The sequence below is a fragment of the Pseudomonas putida NBRC 14164 genome (assembly GCF_000412675.1).
In the GTDB taxonomy this organism is placed as follows: Bacteria; Pseudomonadota; Gammaproteobacteria; order Pseudomonadales; family Pseudomonadaceae; genus Aquipseudomonas; species Aquipseudomonas putida.
Window position 1 is genome coordinate 2,427,479 of record NC_021505.1, and the last position, 19,034, is coordinate 2,446,512.

At 58.0% G+C, this 19,034-nt stretch carries 18 protein-coding genes; 9 read left to right on the forward strand and 9 right to left on the reverse strand.

Annotated features, from left to right (window positions below; all coding sequences use genetic code 11):
- Window positions 1-53: 53 nt before the first annotated feature.
- Complete coding sequence (locus tag PP4_RS10835; protein ID WP_016499220.1) at window positions 54-1,115, reverse strand: YeiH family protein; 1,062 nt, start codon at window positions 1,113-1,115, stop codon at window positions 54-56.
- A gap of 111 nt (window positions 1,116-1,226) precedes the next feature.
- On the opposite strand from PP4_RS10835, the gene PP4_RS10840 reads away from it, so the two are divergent.
- Entirely contained in the window at window positions 1,227-2,114 is an 888-nt protein-coding gene (locus tag PP4_RS10840; protein WP_016499221.1) for a LysR family transcriptional regulator, read from the forward strand.
- A 42-nt stretch (window positions 2,115-2,156) separates the two neighbouring features.
- Here the strand turns inward: PP4_RS10840 and pncB are convergent, their stop codons facing one another.
- Both pncB and PP4_RS10850 read right to left on the reverse strand, forming a co-directional pair.
- Window positions 2,157-3,356: a nicotinate phosphoribosyltransferase gene (gene pncB / locus PP4_RS10845; RefSeq protein WP_016499222.1), complete on the reverse strand. Its 1,200-nt coding sequence runs from the start codon at window positions 3,354-3,356 to the stop codon at window positions 2,157-2,159.
- Window positions 3,353-4,003, reverse strand: coding sequence for an isochorismatase family protein (locus PP4_RS10850; protein WP_016499223.1), 651 nt, complete (start codon window positions 4,001-4,003; stop codon window positions 3,353-3,355). Before PP4_RS10850 ends, pncB begins: the two co-directional genes overlap by 4 nt.
- Window positions 4,004-4,141: 138 nt before the next feature.
- Between PP4_RS10850 and PP4_RS10855 the strand changes: the two genes are divergently transcribed.
- A complete protein-coding gene (locus PP4_RS10855; protein ID WP_016499224.1) occupies window positions 4,142-4,846 on the forward strand; it encodes an NUDIX domain-containing protein in 705 nt (234 codons plus the stop codon).
- Between the two features lie 36 nt (window positions 4,847-4,882).
- Here PP4_RS10855 and PP4_RS10860 read toward each other — a convergent pair whose 3' ends face one another.
- On the reverse strand, window positions 4,883-5,254 hold the full coding sequence (locus tag PP4_RS10860) for a response regulator (protein WP_172439607.1): 372 nt from the start codon (window positions 5,252-5,254) through the stop codon (window positions 4,883-4,885).
- A 278-nt stretch (window positions 5,255-5,532) separates the two neighbouring features.
- Between PP4_RS10860 and PP4_RS10865 the strand changes: the two genes are divergently transcribed.
- The 3 genes from PP4_RS10865 to PP4_RS10875 all read left to right on the forward strand — a co-directional run bounded on the left by PP4_RS10865 (window position 5,533) and on the right by PP4_RS10875 (window position 10,537).
- Entirely contained in the window at window positions 5,533-7,083 is a 1,551-nt protein-coding gene (locus PP4_RS10865) for a PAS domain-containing protein (RefSeq protein ID WP_041167685.1), read from the forward strand.
- Window positions 7,084-7,490: 407 nt separating this feature from the next.
- A complete protein-coding gene (locus PP4_RS10870) occupies window positions 7,491-8,954 on the forward strand; it encodes a sugar porter family MFS transporter (RefSeq protein ID WP_016499227.1) in 1,464 nt (487 codons plus the stop codon).
- A 224-nt stretch (window positions 8,955-9,178) separates the two neighbouring features.
- Window positions 9,179-10,537, forward strand: coding sequence for a carbohydrate porin (locus tag PP4_RS10875; RefSeq protein WP_016499228.1), 1,359 nt, complete (start codon window positions 9,179-9,181; stop codon window positions 10,535-10,537).
- A 143-nt stretch (window positions 10,538-10,680) separates the two neighbouring features.
- On the opposite strand, the gene PP4_RS10880 is transcribed toward PP4_RS10875, so the two are convergent.
- Both PP4_RS10880 and PP4_RS10885 read right to left on the reverse strand, forming a co-directional pair.
- Window positions 10,681-10,986, reverse strand: coding sequence for a Dabb family protein (locus PP4_RS10880; protein ID WP_016499229.1), 306 nt, complete (start codon window positions 10,984-10,986; stop codon window positions 10,681-10,683).
- Between the two features lie 61 nt (window positions 10,987-11,047).
- Window positions 11,048-11,920, reverse strand: coding sequence for an intradiol ring-cleavage dioxygenase (locus PP4_RS10885; RefSeq protein ID WP_016499230.1), 873 nt, complete (start codon window positions 11,918-11,920; stop codon window positions 11,048-11,050).
- Between the two features lie 157 nt (window positions 11,921-12,077).
- On the opposite strand from PP4_RS10885, the gene PP4_RS10890 reads away from it, so the two are divergent.
- Window positions 12,078-12,992 carry a LysR family transcriptional regulator gene (locus tag PP4_RS10890; RefSeq protein ID WP_016499231.1) on the forward strand — a complete coding sequence of 305 codons (915 nt, stop codon included), beginning with the start codon at window positions 12,078-12,080 and terminating at the stop codon, window positions 12,990-12,992.
- A 58-nt stretch (window positions 12,993-13,050) separates the two neighbouring features.
- Here the strand turns inward: PP4_RS10890 and PP4_RS10895 are convergent, their stop codons facing one another.
- From PP4_RS10895 to PP4_RS10905, 3 genes are all read right to left on the reverse strand, one after another.
- Window positions 13,051-14,121, reverse strand: a complete 1,071-nt coding sequence (locus PP4_RS10895) for a maleylacetate reductase (RefSeq protein ID WP_016499232.1) — start codon at window positions 14,119-14,121, stop codon at window positions 13,051-13,053.
- A gap of 69 nt (window positions 14,122-14,190) precedes the next feature.
- Complete coding sequence (locus PP4_RS10900; protein ID WP_016499233.1) at window positions 14,191-14,574, reverse strand: nuclear transport factor 2 family protein; 384 nt, start codon at window positions 14,572-14,574, stop codon at window positions 14,191-14,193.
- Between the two features lie 105 nt (window positions 14,575-14,679).
- Entirely contained in the window at window positions 14,680-15,594 is a 915-nt protein-coding gene (locus PP4_RS10905) for a LysR family transcriptional regulator (protein WP_004576110.1), read from the reverse strand.
- A gap of 318 nt (window positions 15,595-15,912) precedes the next feature.
- On the opposite strand from PP4_RS10905, the gene PP4_RS10915 reads away from it, so the two are divergent.
- Genes PP4_RS10915 through PP4_RS10925 form a run of 3 tightly spaced genes read left to right on the forward strand, consistent with a single transcriptional unit; the run spans window position 15,913 to window position 18,955 of the window.
- Window positions 15,913-16,779, forward strand: a complete 867-nt coding sequence (locus PP4_RS10915; RefSeq protein ID WP_016499234.1) for a sugar phosphate isomerase/epimerase family protein — start codon at window positions 15,913-15,915, stop codon at window positions 16,777-16,779.
- 43 nt (window positions 16,780-16,822) lie between these two features.
- Entirely contained in the window at window positions 16,823-17,818 is a 996-nt protein-coding gene (gene iolG, locus PP4_RS10920; RefSeq protein WP_016499235.1) for an inositol 2-dehydrogenase, read from the forward strand.
- Window positions 17,819-17,869: 51 nt separating this feature from the next.
- The gene (locus PP4_RS10925) at window positions 17,870-18,955 is read left to right on the forward strand and encodes a Gfo/Idh/MocA family protein (RefSeq protein WP_016499236.1); all 1,086 of its coding nucleotides are present in this window, start codon (window positions 17,870-17,872) and stop codon (window positions 18,953-18,955) included.
- The last annotated feature ends 79 nt before the right edge of the window (window positions 18,956-19,034 follow it).

The following is a 19,034-nucleotide window of genomic DNA, read 5'->3' on the forward strand; positions in this document are numbered from 1 at the left end:
GCGGATCCCTGTGGAAGCGGGCGAGCCCGCGAAGAAGCCAACCCGGTCCCGATTTATCCCAACAGCTTCTGCACGCCGAGGGTAATTGCCAAGCCACCGCCTACCAGCCACAGGTTCAGAATCGCCCCGGTAGCCAGCGCCTTTGGCCCGGCCTGGCGAATCTGGCTGAAGCGGGTTTCCATACCCAGTGCAGTCATGGCCATGGTCAGGGCAAAAGTGTCGAGGCTGTTCACCGCCTGGGTCACGCTACCCGGCAGTACCTGCAGTGAATTCACCAGCACCAGGGCAAGGAAGCCGAAGGCGAACCAGGGCATCGCAATGCGCCCATTGCCCTGCGCCTGGCCGGCCTTGCGCGAGCGGCTGATCCACAGGCCTACCACCAGCAGTACCGGTACCAGCAGCATCACCCGGGTCATCTTGACGATGGTGGCGATGTGGGTGGCTTCAGGGCTGACGTTACTGGCTGCGCCCACTACTTGAGCGACTTCGTGGATAGTGCCGCCCAGGAAAAGCCCGGCGCCCAGGGTGTCCAGGTGCAGCCAGCCGGCGTTGATGGCCAGCGGGTAGAGGAACATCGACAAGGTGCCGAACAACACCACGCTGCCGACGGCCATGGCGCTCTTGTGCGGTGCACTGCGCAGTGCCGATTCGAAGGCCAGCACGGCGGCGGCGCCACAGATGGCGCTGCCAGCGGCGGTCAGCAGAGCGGTATCGCGGTCCAGCTTGAACAGCTTCATGCCACACCACAGGCCGATCAGCAGGGTGCTGGACACCACCAGCAACGACACGAGCAGCCCCGACCAGCCGACTTCGGCGATTTCCTGCAGGCTGACCCGCAGGCCAAAGAAGGCCACGGCAATGCGCAGCAGGCCGCGGGCCGAAAAGTTTATGCCGGCAGCCCAGCTGGCCGGTACACCATCGCGCAAGGCATTGCCGTACAGCGCGCCGGCGACGATGCCGACAATCAACGGGCTGATGCCCAGGTTGGCGATGGCAGGCAAGGCCGCCAGCTGAGTGACTGCAAGCGCAAAAAGCGCGACGAACAGGATGCCGTTGAGCCGCCCTCGGGTAGAGAGGGTAGGCGAATAAGCGGGGTGGGACGGAACCGTGGCCATGTGAGTCCTCCGGAAAGGTATTTCGACAAGGCCTACGTTAATCTGGTTATAAGCTTATAAAAAATCGTAATTTGGAATGGCAAATATCCGTTTAGCTGATATTTTTGAATAATGACCCCAGAACAACTGATAACATTTGCCACTGTCGCCGAGCACGGCAACATCAGCCATGCGGCCCAGGCGCTGCACCTGTCGCAGCCGGCGGTGTCCGGCCAGCTCAAGCTGCTGCAGGAGGCTTTTGGCGAGCCGCTGTATCAGCGTGCCGGCCGTGGTGTGCGGTTGACGGCAGCCGGCGAGCAGTTGCTGGCCCATGCCGAGCGCCTGCGCGAAACCTTCCGCCAGGCCAGGGCACTGCGTGAGGCCATGCGTGGCCTGGAGCGCGGTACCTTGCGTATCGGTGCCAGTACCACACCTGCCAGCTACCTGCTGCCTTACCTGATCGCCGACTTCCATGCCCGCCACCCGGACGTGCTGGTGACTACATCGCACGGCAACACGGCAGAGATCGTCGCTGCGCTGGACAGTGTCGACATCGCCCTGATCGAAGGGCCGCCTGGGCAGGAGTTGCCCTTGGGCACGCAAGTGACGGCCTGGCGCGAGGACGAGATCGTTGCCATCGTGCCCAGTGGTCATCCGCTGGCAGGCAGTGACCAGCAGGCCTTGGCGTCGCTGGGTGCTTACCCGCTGGTGCTGCGCGAGAGCGGCTCGGGAGTGCGGCAGATTGTCGAGCGGGCGTTTGCCCGTGATGGTGTGGCGATGCGCGTAGCGCTGGAAATTGCCGGGGTGGAAGGGGTGAAGGAGGCGGTGCGTGCGGGGATGGGGGTTGGCTTTGTGTCGGCGATGTCCATCCGCCATGAGGATGGGGCGCTGCACAGGTTGCAGGTTGCGCCGCAGCCTTTGGTCAGGCGGTTTTCCATTCTGATGCCGCATGCCGCGACGCCATCGCGGGCGGCGGCGCGGTTTCTTGAGTTGTGTGTGGGTATGCAACAGGTCGGTTGACTGTACCGGCCTTGTGCCGCGAAGAGGCCGGTGCAGGCACCCTCAATTCAGATGAAAGACATGCTTCAGATAAGCAACAAAATTCTCGTCCCGGCATTGCGTCTTGCCCGGGCTGTCGGAAATCTTCGCCACTGGCGCCCCATTGCAGCCGGTCATCTTGATCACCATGTTCATCGGCTCAACCCCTGGGATATCACACGTGAGCTTGGTGCCAATGCCAAAGCTCACATTGATCCGTTCATGCAACGCCCGGTACAGCCCCAGCGCCTTGGCAAAATCCAGCCCGTCGGAAAAGACCAGGGTCTTGCTCCTCGGGTCGATCCCCAGCCGCTCATAGTGGGCAATGGCTTTTTCCGCCCATGCCAGTGGATCGCCCGAGTCGTGCCGCAAGCCATCGAACAGCTTGGCGAAGTACAGATCGAAATCGCCTATGAAGGCATCCATGGTGATGCAGTCGGTTAACGCAATACCTAACAGCCCGCGGTACTCCCGTACCCAGCACTCCAGCGCAGCGGCCTGGCTGTCGACCAGGCGTGGGCCGAGCTGCTGGTGGGCCATGAACCATTCGTGGGCCATGGTGCCGAGTGGCTTGAGCTCGAACTCGCGGGCCAGGTGCACATTGCTGGTGCCGACGAAGCGCCCGGGGAAATCGTGCTTGAGGATGTGCACCACCTCTTCCTGCACGCGGTAGGAGAAGCGCCGTCGGGTTCCGAAGTCCGCCAGCTGGAAGCCGGCCAGCTCATCGGCGCTGGCCTCGGCTTTGAGCCAGTCCAGCTTCTGGTACAGGCGTTCGCCAACTTGCTCGATCACCACTTCGCGATAGCGGTAGCGGTTGCGTACTTCGCTGATGATCGCCAGCAGCGGGATTTCATAGAGGATCACGTGCAACCACGGCCCACGCACGCGGATTGCCAGTTGCCCGGCGCCATCCAGGCCCACCTGGACATAGCGCAGGTTGAAGCGAAACAGGCTGAGGAAGCGAATGAAGTCCGGCTTGAGGAAGGGGATTTTTTCCAGATAGGCCAGTTGGTCGTGGGTGACGGTAACCTCGGCCAGTTGCTCCACCTGATAGCGGATCTCGGCCAGGTAGGGGGAAAGGTCTTCGCCATTGCGGCAGCGAAACTCCCATTCCACCTCGGCGTTGGGGTAGTTGTGCAGCACCGCCTGCATCATGGTGATCTTGTAGAAGTCGGTGTCCAGCAGGTTCTGGATGATGCGTGGGCCAAAAACACTGTCGCTCATGGGCGGTCTTCCTTGATCAGGGCAAGCTGGTGGTCAAGCGCGTCCTCGTCGCCGCAGAGGATCACGCCCTCGGCGGCCAACGCACCACACGCCTCGATGGCCCCGGCCTGGGTAAGCGCGCGGCAGGCCGGCAGGTAGAGCAGCACCTGGAAGCCGGCCTGGCGCAACTGGCGGGCGGTGGTCTTGACGCAGTAGTCCAGGGCCAGGCCGCCGACGATCACCGCGCCCACCTGCTGTACCTTGAGGTATTCGATCACCCCGGTGGACCGGCGCTCGGCCAGGTCGTGGTAGCAGGCGCCGTAGGGGTGCAGGTCAGGTTCGACGCCTTTCCACACGAAGTAGTCATAGTCGATGGGGGCGGGCAGGCCGGGCAGTAGCGCGAAGCCCGGTGTGCCGGGGACGCAGTGGCTGACCCAGGTCAGGTCGGCGTTGGCCAGTTGCAGGGGTTGCAGCATGTGCGCAGGGTCGGCGACCACCCAGGCGGCGTTGGCCGGGTGCGCGTCCTTGCTGCCCAGGCGCAGGTCGGCGCGCAAGGCCATGTCGTTCAGGTCAGCCGCAATTTCGTCGCCTTCGGGCACGGGCAGCTCCAGCGGGGCGTTAGCAGTGAAGCCGTTTTGCGCGTCGACATCGAAACTGGCGATCTTCATGGCGGTTCTCCTTGCTGGAATGGCTATATAATTCACCTGGTGTATTAAGTGTGTCAAGTGGAAAGCGATATGGGGTTGGTGGTTGCCTTACTTAGATGCTCTGGTGGATTATTGTGCTACTGAACAAGGAGCTGCACGGTGAGTACAGTCGAAGTCCTGGCCAGTGTCGACATTGTCGCCCTGCGCCTGGCCCCTGATGCCCAGCATCTGGAAGTGTTGTTGCACCGTCGTGAGCGCGAGCCGCATGCCGGGCAATGGGCCTTGCCCGGGGTCATCGTAAATGGGCGTACCCCCGACACCAGTCTGGAGGATGCCGCCAGCCGGGCCCTGCACGAGAAGGCCCGGGTGCAACCGTGCTACATGGAGCAGGTGGGTACCGAGGGCAATGCATTTCGCGATCCACGAGGGTGGTCGTTGAGCACCTATTACCTGGCGTTGCTCGACCCCGCGCAGGCCGTCGAAGGCGAGCAACTGGCGTTTTTCGATCTGGACAGTGTGCTGGGGCGCAAGGTGCTGTTGCCCTTTGACCACAATCTGCTGGTGGAGCGGGCCCGCGAACGGCTGGCGGCAAAGACGGTGTACAGCAGCCTGCCGCTTTACCTGTTGGCGCAGAAGTTTACAGTGCAGGATGCGCTCGGGGCGGTGCAGGCTTGCCTGGGCCAGGCGGTGAACGGTACCTCTGTGCGCAAACGCCTGGAGCGTTTACGCGAGCTGGGGTGGGTGAGGGATACGGGGGAGAAGCACCAGCCTAGGCTGGGCAGGCCGCAGCAGGTGTATCAGTACACGCCGCAGGGGGGGAAGCCATTCATGTTTGACCGCAGTTTGTTACCTGAAAGCGGATAAATGAGGAGCTAGCTGACCTGGCAGAAATGCCGATGTCTAAACACTTGCCTTAGGCGATAGCTGTCGCTCAACAGCGTTCAGTAACTGGTCAACCGTCCAGGGTTTGGACAGGAACGTTGAACACTCAGGCAGGCGAACGCCGGGATCAAGTTGGCCGGCCGACATCACGATCACGGCGGTAGCAGGCCAACGATCAATGATCAGGTGGGCAAGATCCACTCCATTGAGTTGGCCAGGCATCTGGATATCGGTCAATACGAGGTCCAGGTGGGCCATTGTTTCCAGCACTGTTATCGCCTCATCGACACAACTACAGCTGTGCACGTCGAGGTCGAGCGATTCCAGCGCCTCGCAGGCGAGCGTTCGGATCAACTCGTCATCCTCTACCACCAATACACTGCGAGCCATAATAAAAACCCCGATCATGTAGCCATACGGCCAGCGGCCATGACCACTGGTTTCGTGCGGCTGACGGGTGGTGCTTGGGTTGTTGGCAAGCCCAGCGATCTATACTTGCCCATTACCGTCGCGCTTAGACGGTTTTCGTCATTGCCATCGATCCAGGATCGTTGGTAAATGAAGCCACGAAACTTTTTCGATCCCGGTCCGGCACGTGCGCAGGGTCTACGGTGTCGAAAGGCACGCTCGAAAATAATCTTCCATATTGGCCAGCTGTGGATGAACCCATGCATCAACTGCCTCCCGATGAAATGATCAGGCTTGCACTACAGAAGTCACAGGCCCGTTTACACAAGCAGCATCAGTTGGTGGTGGAGTATGGTGTGTCGTCGCTCAGGTCGACGAATCTCGATACTTTGCTCACGCAGGCTTGTAGCGTGGTGGCCAACGGCATGAACACGCGTTTTGCCAAGGTGTTGATGCCCTTGCCTGGGAGTGACGACTTTTTGCTGACCCACGGCGTCGGTTGGGATCCCTCGGATATCGGCCACGCCAAGGTCGGTGGGGATGTGGCCAGTCCGGCGGGTTATGCCATTTCCACCTACCGGCCGGTGCTTTCCAACCATCTGGGCCAGGAGCAACGCTTCCGCACGCCGGACCTGTTGAAAAAGTACGGTATCGAACGCGCCATCAACGTGCCCATCCGGGGTGCGCTCAGGCCCTTTGGTGTGCTGGAGGCGGACAGCACCGACGGTGACGACTTCATCGAAAGCGACCTGGTATTCCTCGAGGGTATCTCCAACGTCATCTCCATGGCCGTGGAGCGCCTGGCAAATGCGGCGGATGATCAGTTACCGGACCGCTATTCCGAGAGCATGCTCAATGCCAGTCCGGACTGTGTAAAGATCCTCACCACGCACGGCGACATCGAATTCATGAATGAGGCCGGCATGTGCCTCATGCACATCGGCGAGCTGGCAGAGGTGCGGGGCAAACCTTGGGCCCAGCTGTGGCCTGATGACTCCAGGGCGGTGGTGCGTGATGCCATGGCGCGTTCCGTGGCCGGCGAGTCGGCAAGGTTTGAGGCCTACTGCCCTACGGCCACCGATGAGCCGAGATGGTGGGACGTCACCATTGCGCCCATTCTCAGCACCGAGGGCAAGGTGGACAGGCTGATCGCAGTGTCGCGGGACATTACCGAGCGGCATCAGCATGAGGCTCAGTTGCTGTCGCTGATTGCCGTGCAGAATACCAAGCTGAGCGACAGCGATCTCTATCTCGAAGAGATTCACCATCGGGTGAAGAACAGCCTGCACCTGGTGAACACCCTGCTGCAGCTTCAGGCCAACCTGTCGGCGGATGAGGCGGTCAAGATCCAGCTGCAGACGGCGGCGAGCCGTGTGCTGACGATAGCCAGTGTGCATGAACGCCTCTATCAGACCGCAGAAACCCAGGGTGTTCTGGCATCAGAGTATCTTGGCGCCTTGTTGAGTGACCTGGGGGCGGCGCTGGCTGAGCGAAAGATCGTTCTCGATGCCGACGCTTTCATTCTCCCTCCACAGCGGATGGCGCCGTTGGGCCTGGTCATTTCCGAGCTGATTACCAATGCCCTCAAGTACGGCAAGGGCACCATAGGCGTGAGCGTCCAGGATGCAGGCGACCATGCTGTCATTACGGTAAGGGACGAGGGGGAGGGCTTTCCGGAGTCTTATCCCGAACCAAGCGGAACAGGCCTGGGCATGCGGCTGGTGAAAAGCTATTCAGGGTATGGGGCCAATGCAATTACGCTGGACCGGCTAGCCGAGAACAGTACGATTTGTGTGAAGTTCAAGCTGTAGGGGGCAGTTGAATCCGCCTTGGCCCGCACCGCGCTCCAGGTTGGCCATGCAGGAGCAAACCAGAGCCAGCAGGGCCCTGGTTTGCTGACAGGTCAGCGTTCGCCGTCAAGTATGCCTTCGTTATCAGCCTGATCTGAAACCAGGCCCGGGCCGCGTGCCGTATCGGCACTAACGGTCAAAGGTACGAGCACCTGGACTTGGCGGTGACTAGCCATGTTTGCGACGCCTGCTACCGCTTCGAAGGCAGCTCCTCATTGCGTCTGCGTTGTCAATGAAACAATGCAGGCGCTTTAGCTGAACAGAATTTCACTACTGAAAAACACATTTCCCCCTGAGTCAGTTTTTTTTTGGCTATAGGGGGGATAGCCTCCCACTACCAAATACATTAATAACTCTAAGAAAGGTAGATGATCATGCATCCTGGCGACCATGCCTTGCCTAGCCAAAAATCCAAGATCCTCTGGCGCGTAGCGGCCATCGCAACCATGGGTTCTCTTGCCTTCGGTTACGACACCGGCGTGATCTCTGGCGCTCTTCCATTCATGACACTCGACCCTGGTCAGGGGGGGCTCGGTTTGACCCCTGTGACTGAGGGTGCGGTTGCATCCTCTCTGATCTTTGGTGGCGCGATTGGGGCGTTTGCGGCCGGTCAACTGGCGGACCGCTACGGGCGCCTTCTTGTTCTAAAGCTCCTGGCCCTCCTCTTTGCCTTCGGCGCTATCGGTAGCGCGCTGGCCCCGAGTATCTGGGCCATGATCATGATTCGCTTCGCCTTGGGCATTGCTGTCGGCGGGGCTTCCTCCATCGTTCCTGTGTTCATCGCCGAGCTCGCCGGCCCTAAGCATCGGGGGAGACTGGTCTGCCAGAGCGAGTTGATGATCGTCTCTGGGCAGTGTTTGGCATACGTGTCCAGCGCACTACTGGCCCACCTGTTTGAGAACCCTGCCATCTGGCGATACATGCTGGCCATTGCCTTGATTCCCGCAGCATTGCTGTACATGGGTACAAATTTCGTTCCGACCTCGCCACGCTGGTTGGTTGCCAAAGGCCGCGTTGACGAGGCTCGCACGGTGTTGCTCGGTCTTCGGGATACGGAAAAAGAAACCGATGAAGAGGTGCGGGAAATCGTCGAGCAGTGCAGTTTCGAGCGGACTCATACCAGCCTTGTCAGCAAGCTCAGTGAGCCCTGGCTGATGAAGCTGCTGTTGGTGGGTATCGGTCTTGGCTTCGTTATCCAGGCTACTGGCGTCAACGCCTTCATGTACTACACACCGAGCATTCTAAAATCCACTGGTATGGGTACCAGTGCGGCGCTGGTCGCTACGATTGGCAATGGGGTCATTTCGGTAATAGCCTGCATGATTGGGATGTGGGCTATTAGCCGTATGGGTCGGCGTCCGATGCTGCTCTTGGGTCTTGCAGTTGTAGTCCTGACCCAAATCTTCCTTGGTATCGTCATCAATTTCATGCCGAGCTCGCTCACGCAGAGCTATCTGGCCCTGTCCGGCATTCTGGTGTTCCTCTTCTTCATGCAGATGTGCATCGGCCCCGTTTACTGGGTGCTGATGTCGGAAATCTTCCCCACCCACGCCCGTGGCGTCATGAACGGGATCGCGGTTGGCTTGTTCTGGATCTTCAACGCTATCGTGGCCTTTGCTTTCCCGATTGCTCTCAGCTATTTCGGCGGAATGACCTTCTTCCTGTTCGCAGTGGTGAATGTCTTTTCCATCATCTTCTGCCTGCGCTGCATCCCTGAAACCAAGGGGCTTTCGCTAGAAGAGATCGAGCGGCTCATGGAGCGTCGCTTTGGTGGCAAGGGCGATGCTCTTCAAGAGGCGGGCGTTAAACCTAATGCGAGTATTTCCTGGTGAAACTGTGTAAGTAGTTGAAATCGCAGTGGCGCTACCGAAGCGTAGTGCCACTGGGTATTAATGCCATCCCCGTTAAATTCGTCCGCTTAATCCCTCTCGTTCATTGCTTGCTTTCACTGCTTGGCGCGTGGGGGCGAGCTCGTTTGCGTGTCGTTCAGGCATTGGGGCTTGCTGCCGATAAGCCCGCCTTAAGTAACAATAATAAAAGTACCGTAGGAGAGTATATGCCAGTCGTTTATCTTCGTCCCGTTAATCCGCGTCTTCTGCTGGGTGTTACTGTATTGGGGTTAATTGGTTTAATGTCGGATCATGTAAGGGCTGATGAAAAATTTGATGCCTCAAACTACTTGTCTGGTGACTGGGGCGGTTTGAGGTCTGAGCTGCACGACAAGGGTGCTGATATCACAGTCGAGTATGTGGGGGAGGCCGCTGCAAATTTGCACGGTGGGTACAACAAGGACAAGACTGCGCGCTATACCGACCAGCTCGCCCTGGGGACGACCCTTGACATGAACAAGCTTGCCGGATGGCACGGAGCGAAGTTCCAGCTGATGGTTACCGAGCGCACCGGTCGCAACCTGGCGGGGGACCGGATTGGTGATCCACGCGCAGGCATGCTCAGCTCGACTCAGGAGGTGTATGGCCGTGGACAGACCTGGCGCCTGACCCAGATGTGGCTGAGCCAGGAGTTTCTGGAGGGTGATCTGGATGTGAAATTCGGGCGCTTCGGTGAAGGTGAGGACTTCAACGCCTTCCCCTGCGATTTCCAGAACAACGCCTTCTGCGGTGCCCAGGTGGCGAACTGGGCGGGCTCCGTTTGGTACAACTGGCCTGTAAGCCAATGGGCAGCGCGGGTGAAGTACAAGATCACACCAGAGGTATATGCGCAGGTGGGGGCCTTTGAGGTCAACTCCTCTTACCTTGAGACCGGCAATGGCTTCAAGCTCAGCGGCAGTGGTGCTGAGGGGGCCTTGTTCCCTGTAGAGCTGGTCTGGACACCGAAGGTAAATGGCTTGCCAGGCGAATATCGAGCTGGGTATTACTACAGCAATGCGAAGGCTGACGATGTCTTCGACGGCGCCGACGGCCAGCCACAGCCGGTCTCAGGTGGCGCATTCCAGAGTCACGGCAGCAAGCACGGGGCTTGGATAGTCATCCAGCAACAGCTGACGTCTCGCGGTGGTTCCACTGATCGAGGTCTGTCTGTCTTCTTCAATGCCACGATGCACGATAAGGAAACCAACCTGGTCGACAATTTCGTTCAGGCAGGTGTGTCGTATAAAGGCCCGTTCGACTCACGACCGAAGGATGACTTCGGCTTTGGGGTCGCACGCATCCACGTCAATCCAGCAGTCGCCAAGCAGGCGAGCCTCACCAACCAGCTCGCTGACATCAGTGACTACGACAACCCGGCGTTCATGCCTATCCGTGATACCGAATACGATGCGGAGATCTACTACGGGTTTGCAATAACGCCCTGGCTCACCCTGAGGCCGAACCTTCAGTACATTCGTCACCCGGGTGGCGTGGATGAGGTCGACAGTGCGGTGGTTGCGGGCCTGAAGATGGCTGTTAAGTTCTAAGCCGATCCTAGAGCAACAAGCCCGACATTTATGTCGGGCTTTTTGTTGGGCGCCAATCGTGGGTAGTGTCTCATGATGCTGCATGCAGAGAATCAACAGGCGATAAAAAGCCCGTTCAGTGAACGGGCTCCTTTGTCGTGGGTTTAGCCTACGTAATCAACCTGGTAGCGATGTGTACGCAGGTTCCCCAGTGCTTCTTTCACGCGAATGTGCGCGGGGTGGGTCGCGTAGTCCTGGAGCGCCTGAGCCGACACAAATTCTGAGTACAGGACGACATGGCATGCGTAGTCGATCTTGCTGAAGTCGACACCGATTTCGAGAAGCTTGAGGCCAGGAATCTCGTGCCGGATTGCTTCAAACTCTTGCTTCACTTTATGAATGTTTTCGGTGCGTTCTTGTTCGCTGTCACCGCGTAAATTCCACATGACAATGTGTTTGACAGGTTGCATGTTGGTGCTCCATGGAAGGGCAAAGCCCAAGCAATTTTGCTCGGGCTGTAGTGGAATTTTGTTATCGGGTGACAGGATTCAGAACAAAGTCAAAGTCGAGCGTGAAGTACGGGGTGTCGACTTTCTCACCGTATGGATCAACCCCTGGCTGATGCTCTACCCAGTCGGCGATGAGCGAGGAGCGGACACCGAATACGGCGTCGGAATCCAGGTACTCACCATGCTCACGGAAGACGTGGGTTACCAGGCGCTCATGGTTCGGCGAGATGATCATGAAGTGCAGGTGCGCAGGTCTCCACGGGTGGCGGTCTAGCGCCTGCAGCATTTTGCCTACCGGGCCATCGTGGGGAATCGGATAGCACTCAGGGACGATGGTCTTGAAGTGGTAGAGGCCTTCGCTGTCTGCCTGCAGCACCGCGCGGCCCTGATAAGTCTCTTGGCCGAGTTCGGGTTTCTGGACGTCGTAGAAGCCGGCGTCGTCAGCCTGCCATACCTCGATGACAGCGTGAGGCACTGGGTTGCCATCAATGTCTTTAATAGAGCCGCGTACATACCACGGCACGCCCGGCAAACCATCGCTGATGTCGGCGCCGAGGTCGTACTGCGGGGCATTCTGCACGTGGAATGGGCCGAACACGGTGGCTTCAGTGCAGCCGTCTGGCTTCTTGTGGTTCTGTGCCGTCACGAGGGTGGACAGGCCCAGCGTATCCGAGAGAAGGATGAATTCCTGGCGTGTCGGAGAACAGATCTGGCCCACTGCAGTCAGGAATTCGATGCCTTTCTCCCACTCTGGCTCGGTGAGTTTGGTCTCACGAGCGAAAGCGTGAAGGTGCTGAACCAGGCTGGTCATGATCTCGCGCAGACGCGCGTCATCAGCGTTGGCGTTTCGTGTCAAAACAGCTTGGGTAATCGTGTGTTCGTCCAGATTTCTCATTGGTTGCCCCTGGTTCCTTCTTTCTTGTAATCGGCGATGTCGGGGTGCTCCCCCAGCATTTTCGAATTGGTGTAACTACGCTAAAGTGCTTCCCAGTGGAATAAAATACTGACAATGAAATTCTTTGTTTCACCCGTGAAAAACTGAGAGGCAGCCCGTGGATCGCTACACCGAGATTGAGCTCTTCGTCCAGACAGCGGAGCTGGGAACGCTGAGTAAGGCTGCTGAGAAGTTGGACATTTCCAATGCTGCAGCGAGCCGTCACCTGGCTGCGCTCGAGAGTCGGCTTCGTGTCCGTCTCGTCGACCGGAATACCCGGCGCTTGGCGTTGACCAACGCGGGTCATGATTTTTACGGGCGGTGTAAGGCGCTGCTCGCCGAATGGGCGGAGGCTGAAGCGTCGGTGAATGCGGCGTTGGTTGAGCCCACCGGTACCCTCACCATCACTGCGACGATTTCCTTCTCCATGCTGCACCTGGCGCCTCTGGTGCCGGCATTCAAGCGTCTGTACCCGGGTATCAAGGTGAAGATCATCGGTGCCAACCGTTACTACGACATCATGGATACCGAGATTGATCTCGCGATCCGTACCAGGGAGTTTGAAGCGGACTCCAACATCACGATTCGGCGCTTGGCGCAGACGCGAAGAGTACTTGCAGCATCACCGTCCTACCTGGCCCAGCGTGGCTCTCCACAAACAGTGGCCGACCTCGAGCATCACGACCTGCTTATTTATAGCCACGCCAACCATCCCAACTCGATGGAGTTCACCAGGGGAGAAGAGAGAGCTTCGGTCAAGATTCAGCCTTCGATGGAATCGAATGACGGTCAGATAGTCAGGGCGGCTGCGCTAGCTGGTGCGGGAATTTTGGTGCAGCCCAAATACATTATCTACGACGATTTGGTTGCTGGCAGGTTGCTACCTGTTCTCGATGATTGGGACCTGCCGCGACTGACGATCAACCTTGCTTTCCAAGATCGTCGATACATGCCTGCCAAAACCCGGTTGTTCATCGACTTCTTGCTGGAGCATTTCAAGAAGGAAGGCTACGAGCGCTATTGGACTCGCTAAAAAAAGACCCACTCAGCCCCCCGCACGAGGATTGAGTGGGTTAAGGAAAGTCCGCAACTTAAATCGGGCGGTTACCTTCATAAGCATTCTGAAGCAGCTCGCGAATCGCATCCCGCTCGATTGGGCGAGGGTTCCAATATGGGTTGGCTAACGCAATTTCTGTGGCGCGATCCATATCAGCTTCGCTAACACCCAGAGACTTGAGCGCCAGTGGCGCACCCAAGGATTTGGACAGGTCGTACAGAGCCTGTCCAGCCGAGGCAGATTTACCGCCCAGGGCTCGAACGATGCGGGCAGCCGCTTCAGGTGCTGCTTCTGAGTTGTATGAAATAGCGTGCGGCAGCACGATGGTGTGCGTTGGAGCGTGAGGCAGGTTGAAGCTGCCGCCCAGGGTGTGGCAGAGCTTGTGGTGAAGCGCCATACCGACGTTGCCCAAGACGGTGCTGCACAGCCAGGCACCGTACAGGCAGTCAGAGCGGGCATCCAGATCTTCCGGGTTCTCGATGATCAGCTTGAGGCCTTCAGCCATTGCTCGGATGCCTTCTTCTGCGATCAGCGACATCACGGGGTTACCGTCTTGGGCGTACAGCCCTTCCGCGGCATGTGCGATGGCGTTCATGCCGCTGGTTACAGACAATTCGACCGGAAGGGTCGCCGACAGCTCAGGGTCATAGATGACGGTCTTCGGCAGAACGCGCACGTCTTTGCCCGTCCGTTTGATGCCGTTTTCAGTCAGGCCATACACCGAGGTCATTTCGGAGCCGGCGTAGGTGGTCGGGATTGCAAGAATTGGCAGGCCGGATTCCAGGGCAATCGCTTTACCCAGGCCGGTGGTCGAGCCGCCGCCGATGGCCACAGCGCAGTCAGCCCCCAGCGCTTGAGCAACCTCACGAGCCTCACGCGCCGTTTCGATTGGGACGTGCATGACGGCTTTGTCGAAGATGCCGGCAGCGCGAGAGCCCAACATGTCAGCGATGCGTTCTGCCTGGCTGCGCTGTTCTGGAGTCGAGAGTACCAACGCACGGCGCGATCCCAGGTGATCAATTTCAGCTTCGAGTTGCTGAAGAGAGCCTTTTCCGAAGATGACGCGGGAAGGAAGACCGGTGTAGGTGAAATTCGCGATAGCCACGGGTTCTAGTCCTATTGTTGTTGACTGCAAATGGCAGCAGGCGGAGCGCTGCAGATGAATTACGGTGCGCTATTTGATGGGGGTCGGCTGGTAGGCCAGAAACTTCCACTCGCCACCCAATGACGACCATATGGAAAGGGTGCGGTTATTCAGCGTTTTGTGAGTGCCGCCGGCTACGATCTCACCGGCCATTCGACCGTGCACAATCGCAACGTTGCCGAGGACCTGAATGTTGTCGATGGGGACGTCGAGGTTGAGGTACTGGTAGTAGCCGTCCCTGCACTTGGCCACATAACTCGATAGCGAGTCGATGACACCTGTGGAGTGGGTATAGGCGAGGTCCGGGTGGGAGAGGGCGATAAAGGTGTCGATATCGCCCTCAAGCATGGCGCGATATCGACGACCTTCCAGATCATGAATGTGAGATCTGATCTCTTCGGTGATGTGGATCATGCTGGACTGACCTGAACCTTGTACTTGATCGGGTCAGCGTATATTTACCTTTATCGGTTAAAAACCGATTTTCGGGAAATCTTTATTTCACCTGTGAAAAACTGCTTACTTAGTCCAAAGGCGCTCGTAGTCGTTTTTCCGGAACCGTTCCGCCAAGGCTTCAATGAACAGCCGCACTTTTGCAGGCATGTGCCGGCGTGTCTGAAAGGCGATGTTCATGGTGAGGCGTGGAAGATCCCAGTCGTCCAACACCGAGACGAGTTCTCCACGCTCCAGGTGATCCTGCACGATGTATTTCGGCTGGATCAAAATCCCGAGATCATCGAGTGCTGCCTTCAATACAAACTGGCCGTCATTGGCAGAAATGAAAGATCTCACATTCACTGTCGCGGTTTCATCACGCCGCTTGAATGGCAGCTCGGTCGGGTTGATCGCATAGTCGTAGACCAGCATCTTGTGGCGGATAAGATCCATCGGATGCTTGGGGATGCCGTTCTTCTCGAGGTAAGCGGGGGAGGCGGCGAGGATCCTACGGGTTTCTGCCAGGCGCCTGATCGTGAGGTTGTTATCTGCTTCGAACTGCCTGGTGCGGATGGCGACGTCTACGTTGTTTTCCATCACGTCCAGGTATCGGTTGGCAGCGATCACGTCGACACTGATCTCGGGGTAGCGCCGAGTGAACTCAGGAAGCAGCGGTTCGATGTGGAGCAGGCAGAATGAAAGGGAGGCAGTAACCCGGAGCACACCACGTGGCTGCACTACCGCGTCCCTGGCCACGCTCTCGGCTTCTTTCAGGTCTGCCATCACAGACCTGGTGCGCCTGTAGAACTCCTCTCCCACCTCGGTGAGTGACAGTTGCCTAGTTGTGCGCTGCACAAGGCGAACACCCAACCTCGTTTCCAAAGCGATTAGGTGACGGCTTGCCGCAGAGACAGACAATCCAAGTCGCTCGGCTGCCTTGCTGATGCTGCCTGCCTCGGCCACTTGGATAAAAAACTCGACTTCTTTGAACGGATCCACGCGATTCTCCCGCTAAGTGGGAAGCTGTATCCCGATCTTACGGGTTTTTTCCTTCCATGGGAGAAATTAGACTCACCTCAACGTCACAAAAACAAGAATTGGTACAAACCATGAGACGCCAAGCCCAAGCTTCGTGCACTTCATATTTTCGCGGTCAGCCATTCCGAGGCTTCCGCTCGTCCTTCTTGTTGCTCGACCTCAACAACTCTCATCTTCCTGAACGCCTTACCCAGCTTCCCATGGATGGTATTCATGTGGATGGCGCTTCGTGCTTCGCGAACACCGTTCGCTTTTCCCTCGTAATTTGAGTGATTCGACATGCCTAGTAATCAAGTTGATCTGATCGCCTCCTACTGGACTATCGCAGGTGACACCTATCCAGGTGCGCAGAGCGAAATCAGTCCTTACACCTTGCAGGAGCGCGCCGAAGCAGCTTCCAAAGCCGGATGGCGAGGCATGGGGTTGGTGTACTCCGACATTGTTCACTCCATCGAAAAACTTGGGCTGCCAACCGTTCGCCAGATTTTCCAGGACAACGGCATGAAGCACCTGGAGGTCGAGTTCCTGATCGACTGGCACCTGGCTTGCGAGCGTCGTTCGGTGTCGGATCGTATGTGCAAAGAGCTGCTCGACATCGCTGCAGCTGTCGGCGCCACTCGCCTGAAATGTGCTGCAGGCCTGTTTGAAGAAGGCGACGTTAACGTCCCGCTGATGCGTGAATCGTTCGCGATCCTCTGTGACAAAGCTGCGGAATACAAGGTCAACGTAGCCATCGAGTTCCTGCCGTTCTCTAGCGTTAACACCATCGATAAGGCGCTGGCTGTATCCGAAGGCGTTCGCCCTAACGGTGGCCTCATGGTCGATAGCTGGCACATCGCTCGTGGTGGCATGGGCTTCGATGAGATCAGCAAAATTCCTCTAGAGCTGATCAAGGGCGTCGAGATCGATGACGCTGACTTGGCCCTGGTCGGCGACGTGTTCAACGACTCCACCCACCACCGCAAATGCTGTGGTGAGGGGCAGCTGGATCTTCCACATTTCGTTCAGGCAATTCTCGACACCGGCTATCGGGGCCCATGGGGTGTGGAGCTCATCTCGGCTGAGCTGCGCAAGCTTCCCCTGGAAGTTGTGGCCAAGCGTGCCTTCGACTCGACGATGGCCCAATTCGTACACGCGCGCTTCTGAGCCCGCGTTTAACCATCACTTTAAGAACAACGAGGAATGCATCATGGTTGGAATTGCAGTTCTGGGCGCAGGCCGTATCGGTAAAATTCACGCAGCCAACGTTGCCGCAAACCCAAATGCTCGTCTGATCGCTGTGGCCGATCCCTATGCTTCCGCAGCTCAGTCCCTGGCCGGCGCGCTGGGTGCTGACGCGATGACCGATTGCGAAGCCGCAATCGACCGCAATGACGTTGACGCCATCGTAATCGGTACCCCTACCAATACCCACATCCAGCTGATGATGCGTGCGGTTCGCCAGGGTAAAGCTGTTCTGTGCGAAAAGCCGATTGATCTGGATCTGCTGAAAAGCCAAGCAGCCGTCGAAGAAATCGAAGGCCTGAACGGTCGCGTCATGCTGGCCTTCAACCGCCGTTTCGAAAACACCTTCGCAGCGATGCGTGAAGCGATCATCGCCGGTGAAATCGGTGAAGTGCGCCAGGTCATCATCTCCAGCCGCGACCCTGGCCTCGCTCCAGAAGACTACATTCAATACAGCGGCGGTATCTTCCGCGACATGACCATCCATGACCTGGATATCGGTCGCTGGCTGCTGGGTGAAGAGCCGGTGGAAATCACCGCCATGGGTAGCCGTTTGGTCGACTCCCCCCTGATGGAAAAGTACGACGACTACGACACCGCGATGGTGCACATGAAGACCGCCAGCGGTAAGCAGTGCCACATCAACAACTGCCGTCAGGCCGTCTACGGTTACGACCAGCGTATCGAAGTCTTCGGCTCCAAAGGCATGCTGCTCCAAGACAACCTGCGCCCAACTACCATGCGCCGCTGGACTCAGGAAGCAACTGACGCCCGTGAGCCGCTGCTGAACTTCTTCCTGGAGCGCTACCAGCAGGCCTACAAGTCCGAACTGGACGCCTTTGTTGCAGCTCTGGTGCAAGAGAAGCCGCTGCCGGTTACTCCTTCTGACGGCCTCCAGGCCCTGCGCCTGGCTGATGCCTGTGTCGAGTCCGTAAGCACTGGTCGCGCTGTAAAGCTTTGATTGACGACGGGCGCCTTCGGGCGCCCGATTTCGTGAGATAGGAGAACAACGATGTCGCTGAATCTGAATGGCAAACCACTGGGCGTCGCTTGCCTGGGTATCACCCACCCGCATACTTCGGGACGCGTCAAAGCCTTCAAGCGGATCCCAGGCGTTCGCTTCCTCGGCGCCTATGACGACAGCCCGCTGCTGCAGCCGTTCGTTGATGCGCTTGAGCTCGAGGCTCGCACCAAGGACGAAATCCTGGCCGACCCTGATGTTCACGTAGTGCTGGTTCACCCGAAGAGCTACCTGATGGCCGATTGGGCAATTGAAGCCCTGGAAGCAGGTAAGGCTGTGCTGTGTGAGAAACCAGCCGGTCGTGGGCCGCAGGACACCCAGCGCATCGTCGAGGCCGTTGAGCGTACCGGAGGTCTGTTCCAGGTCGGCTACTGCTGGAGGTTCGCGCCTTCGGTGGAAAAAATGCAGCAGGTTCTCGAGAGCGGTGAGATCGGCAAGGTACTTCAAGTGCGTGCCCATGCCGGCTGCTCCCATGATGAAGCTGATACCAACCACATGAAGCAGCCAGGTGACCGTGGCGGTGCGTTCTATGTGATTGGTTGCCACACCATCGACCGGATCCTCCTGCACTTCGGCATGCCTCGCTCCGTCAACGCCCGCATTAGCAAGTTCGCTGGCCAGATGAGCGATTCTGCTCGTGAAGATGCGGCTGCCGCTGTTCTGAACTACGACGACAAGATGGTCACCATCGACTTCATGTCGTGGGATCCGATGCCGTGGACTGAAACCTGGGACATCACTGCCTACGGTACCCATGGTGTGATGCATTCCACTCCAATGCCGGCGTCCTACAAGCTGTACCACGACGGCAAAAATGGCCATCCGCAAGGTTGGACTCACTGGAATGAAACCAGCTTCCCCGAAATCTGGGCGGTACGCAAAACCGTGTACTCCCCCGAGATCGCTGAAATCGGTAATCCGGTGTACTTCGACCGTGAAGCTGCGGCGTTCGTCCAGGCCTTGCAGAACGGTACTCCGTCGCAAGTGCCAGCTAGCCAGGCTCACAACATCAACATCCTGCTGGAAGCAATTTTTGAGTCCTCCGATAAAGCAGGTCAGGAAGTTAAGCTCGGCTAAGTAGTTACTCGCTCCACCTTGCTGTACCGCCCCCGCAATGGGGGCGGTTCTGAGTAAAAAGAAAAATAATTCCTACAGT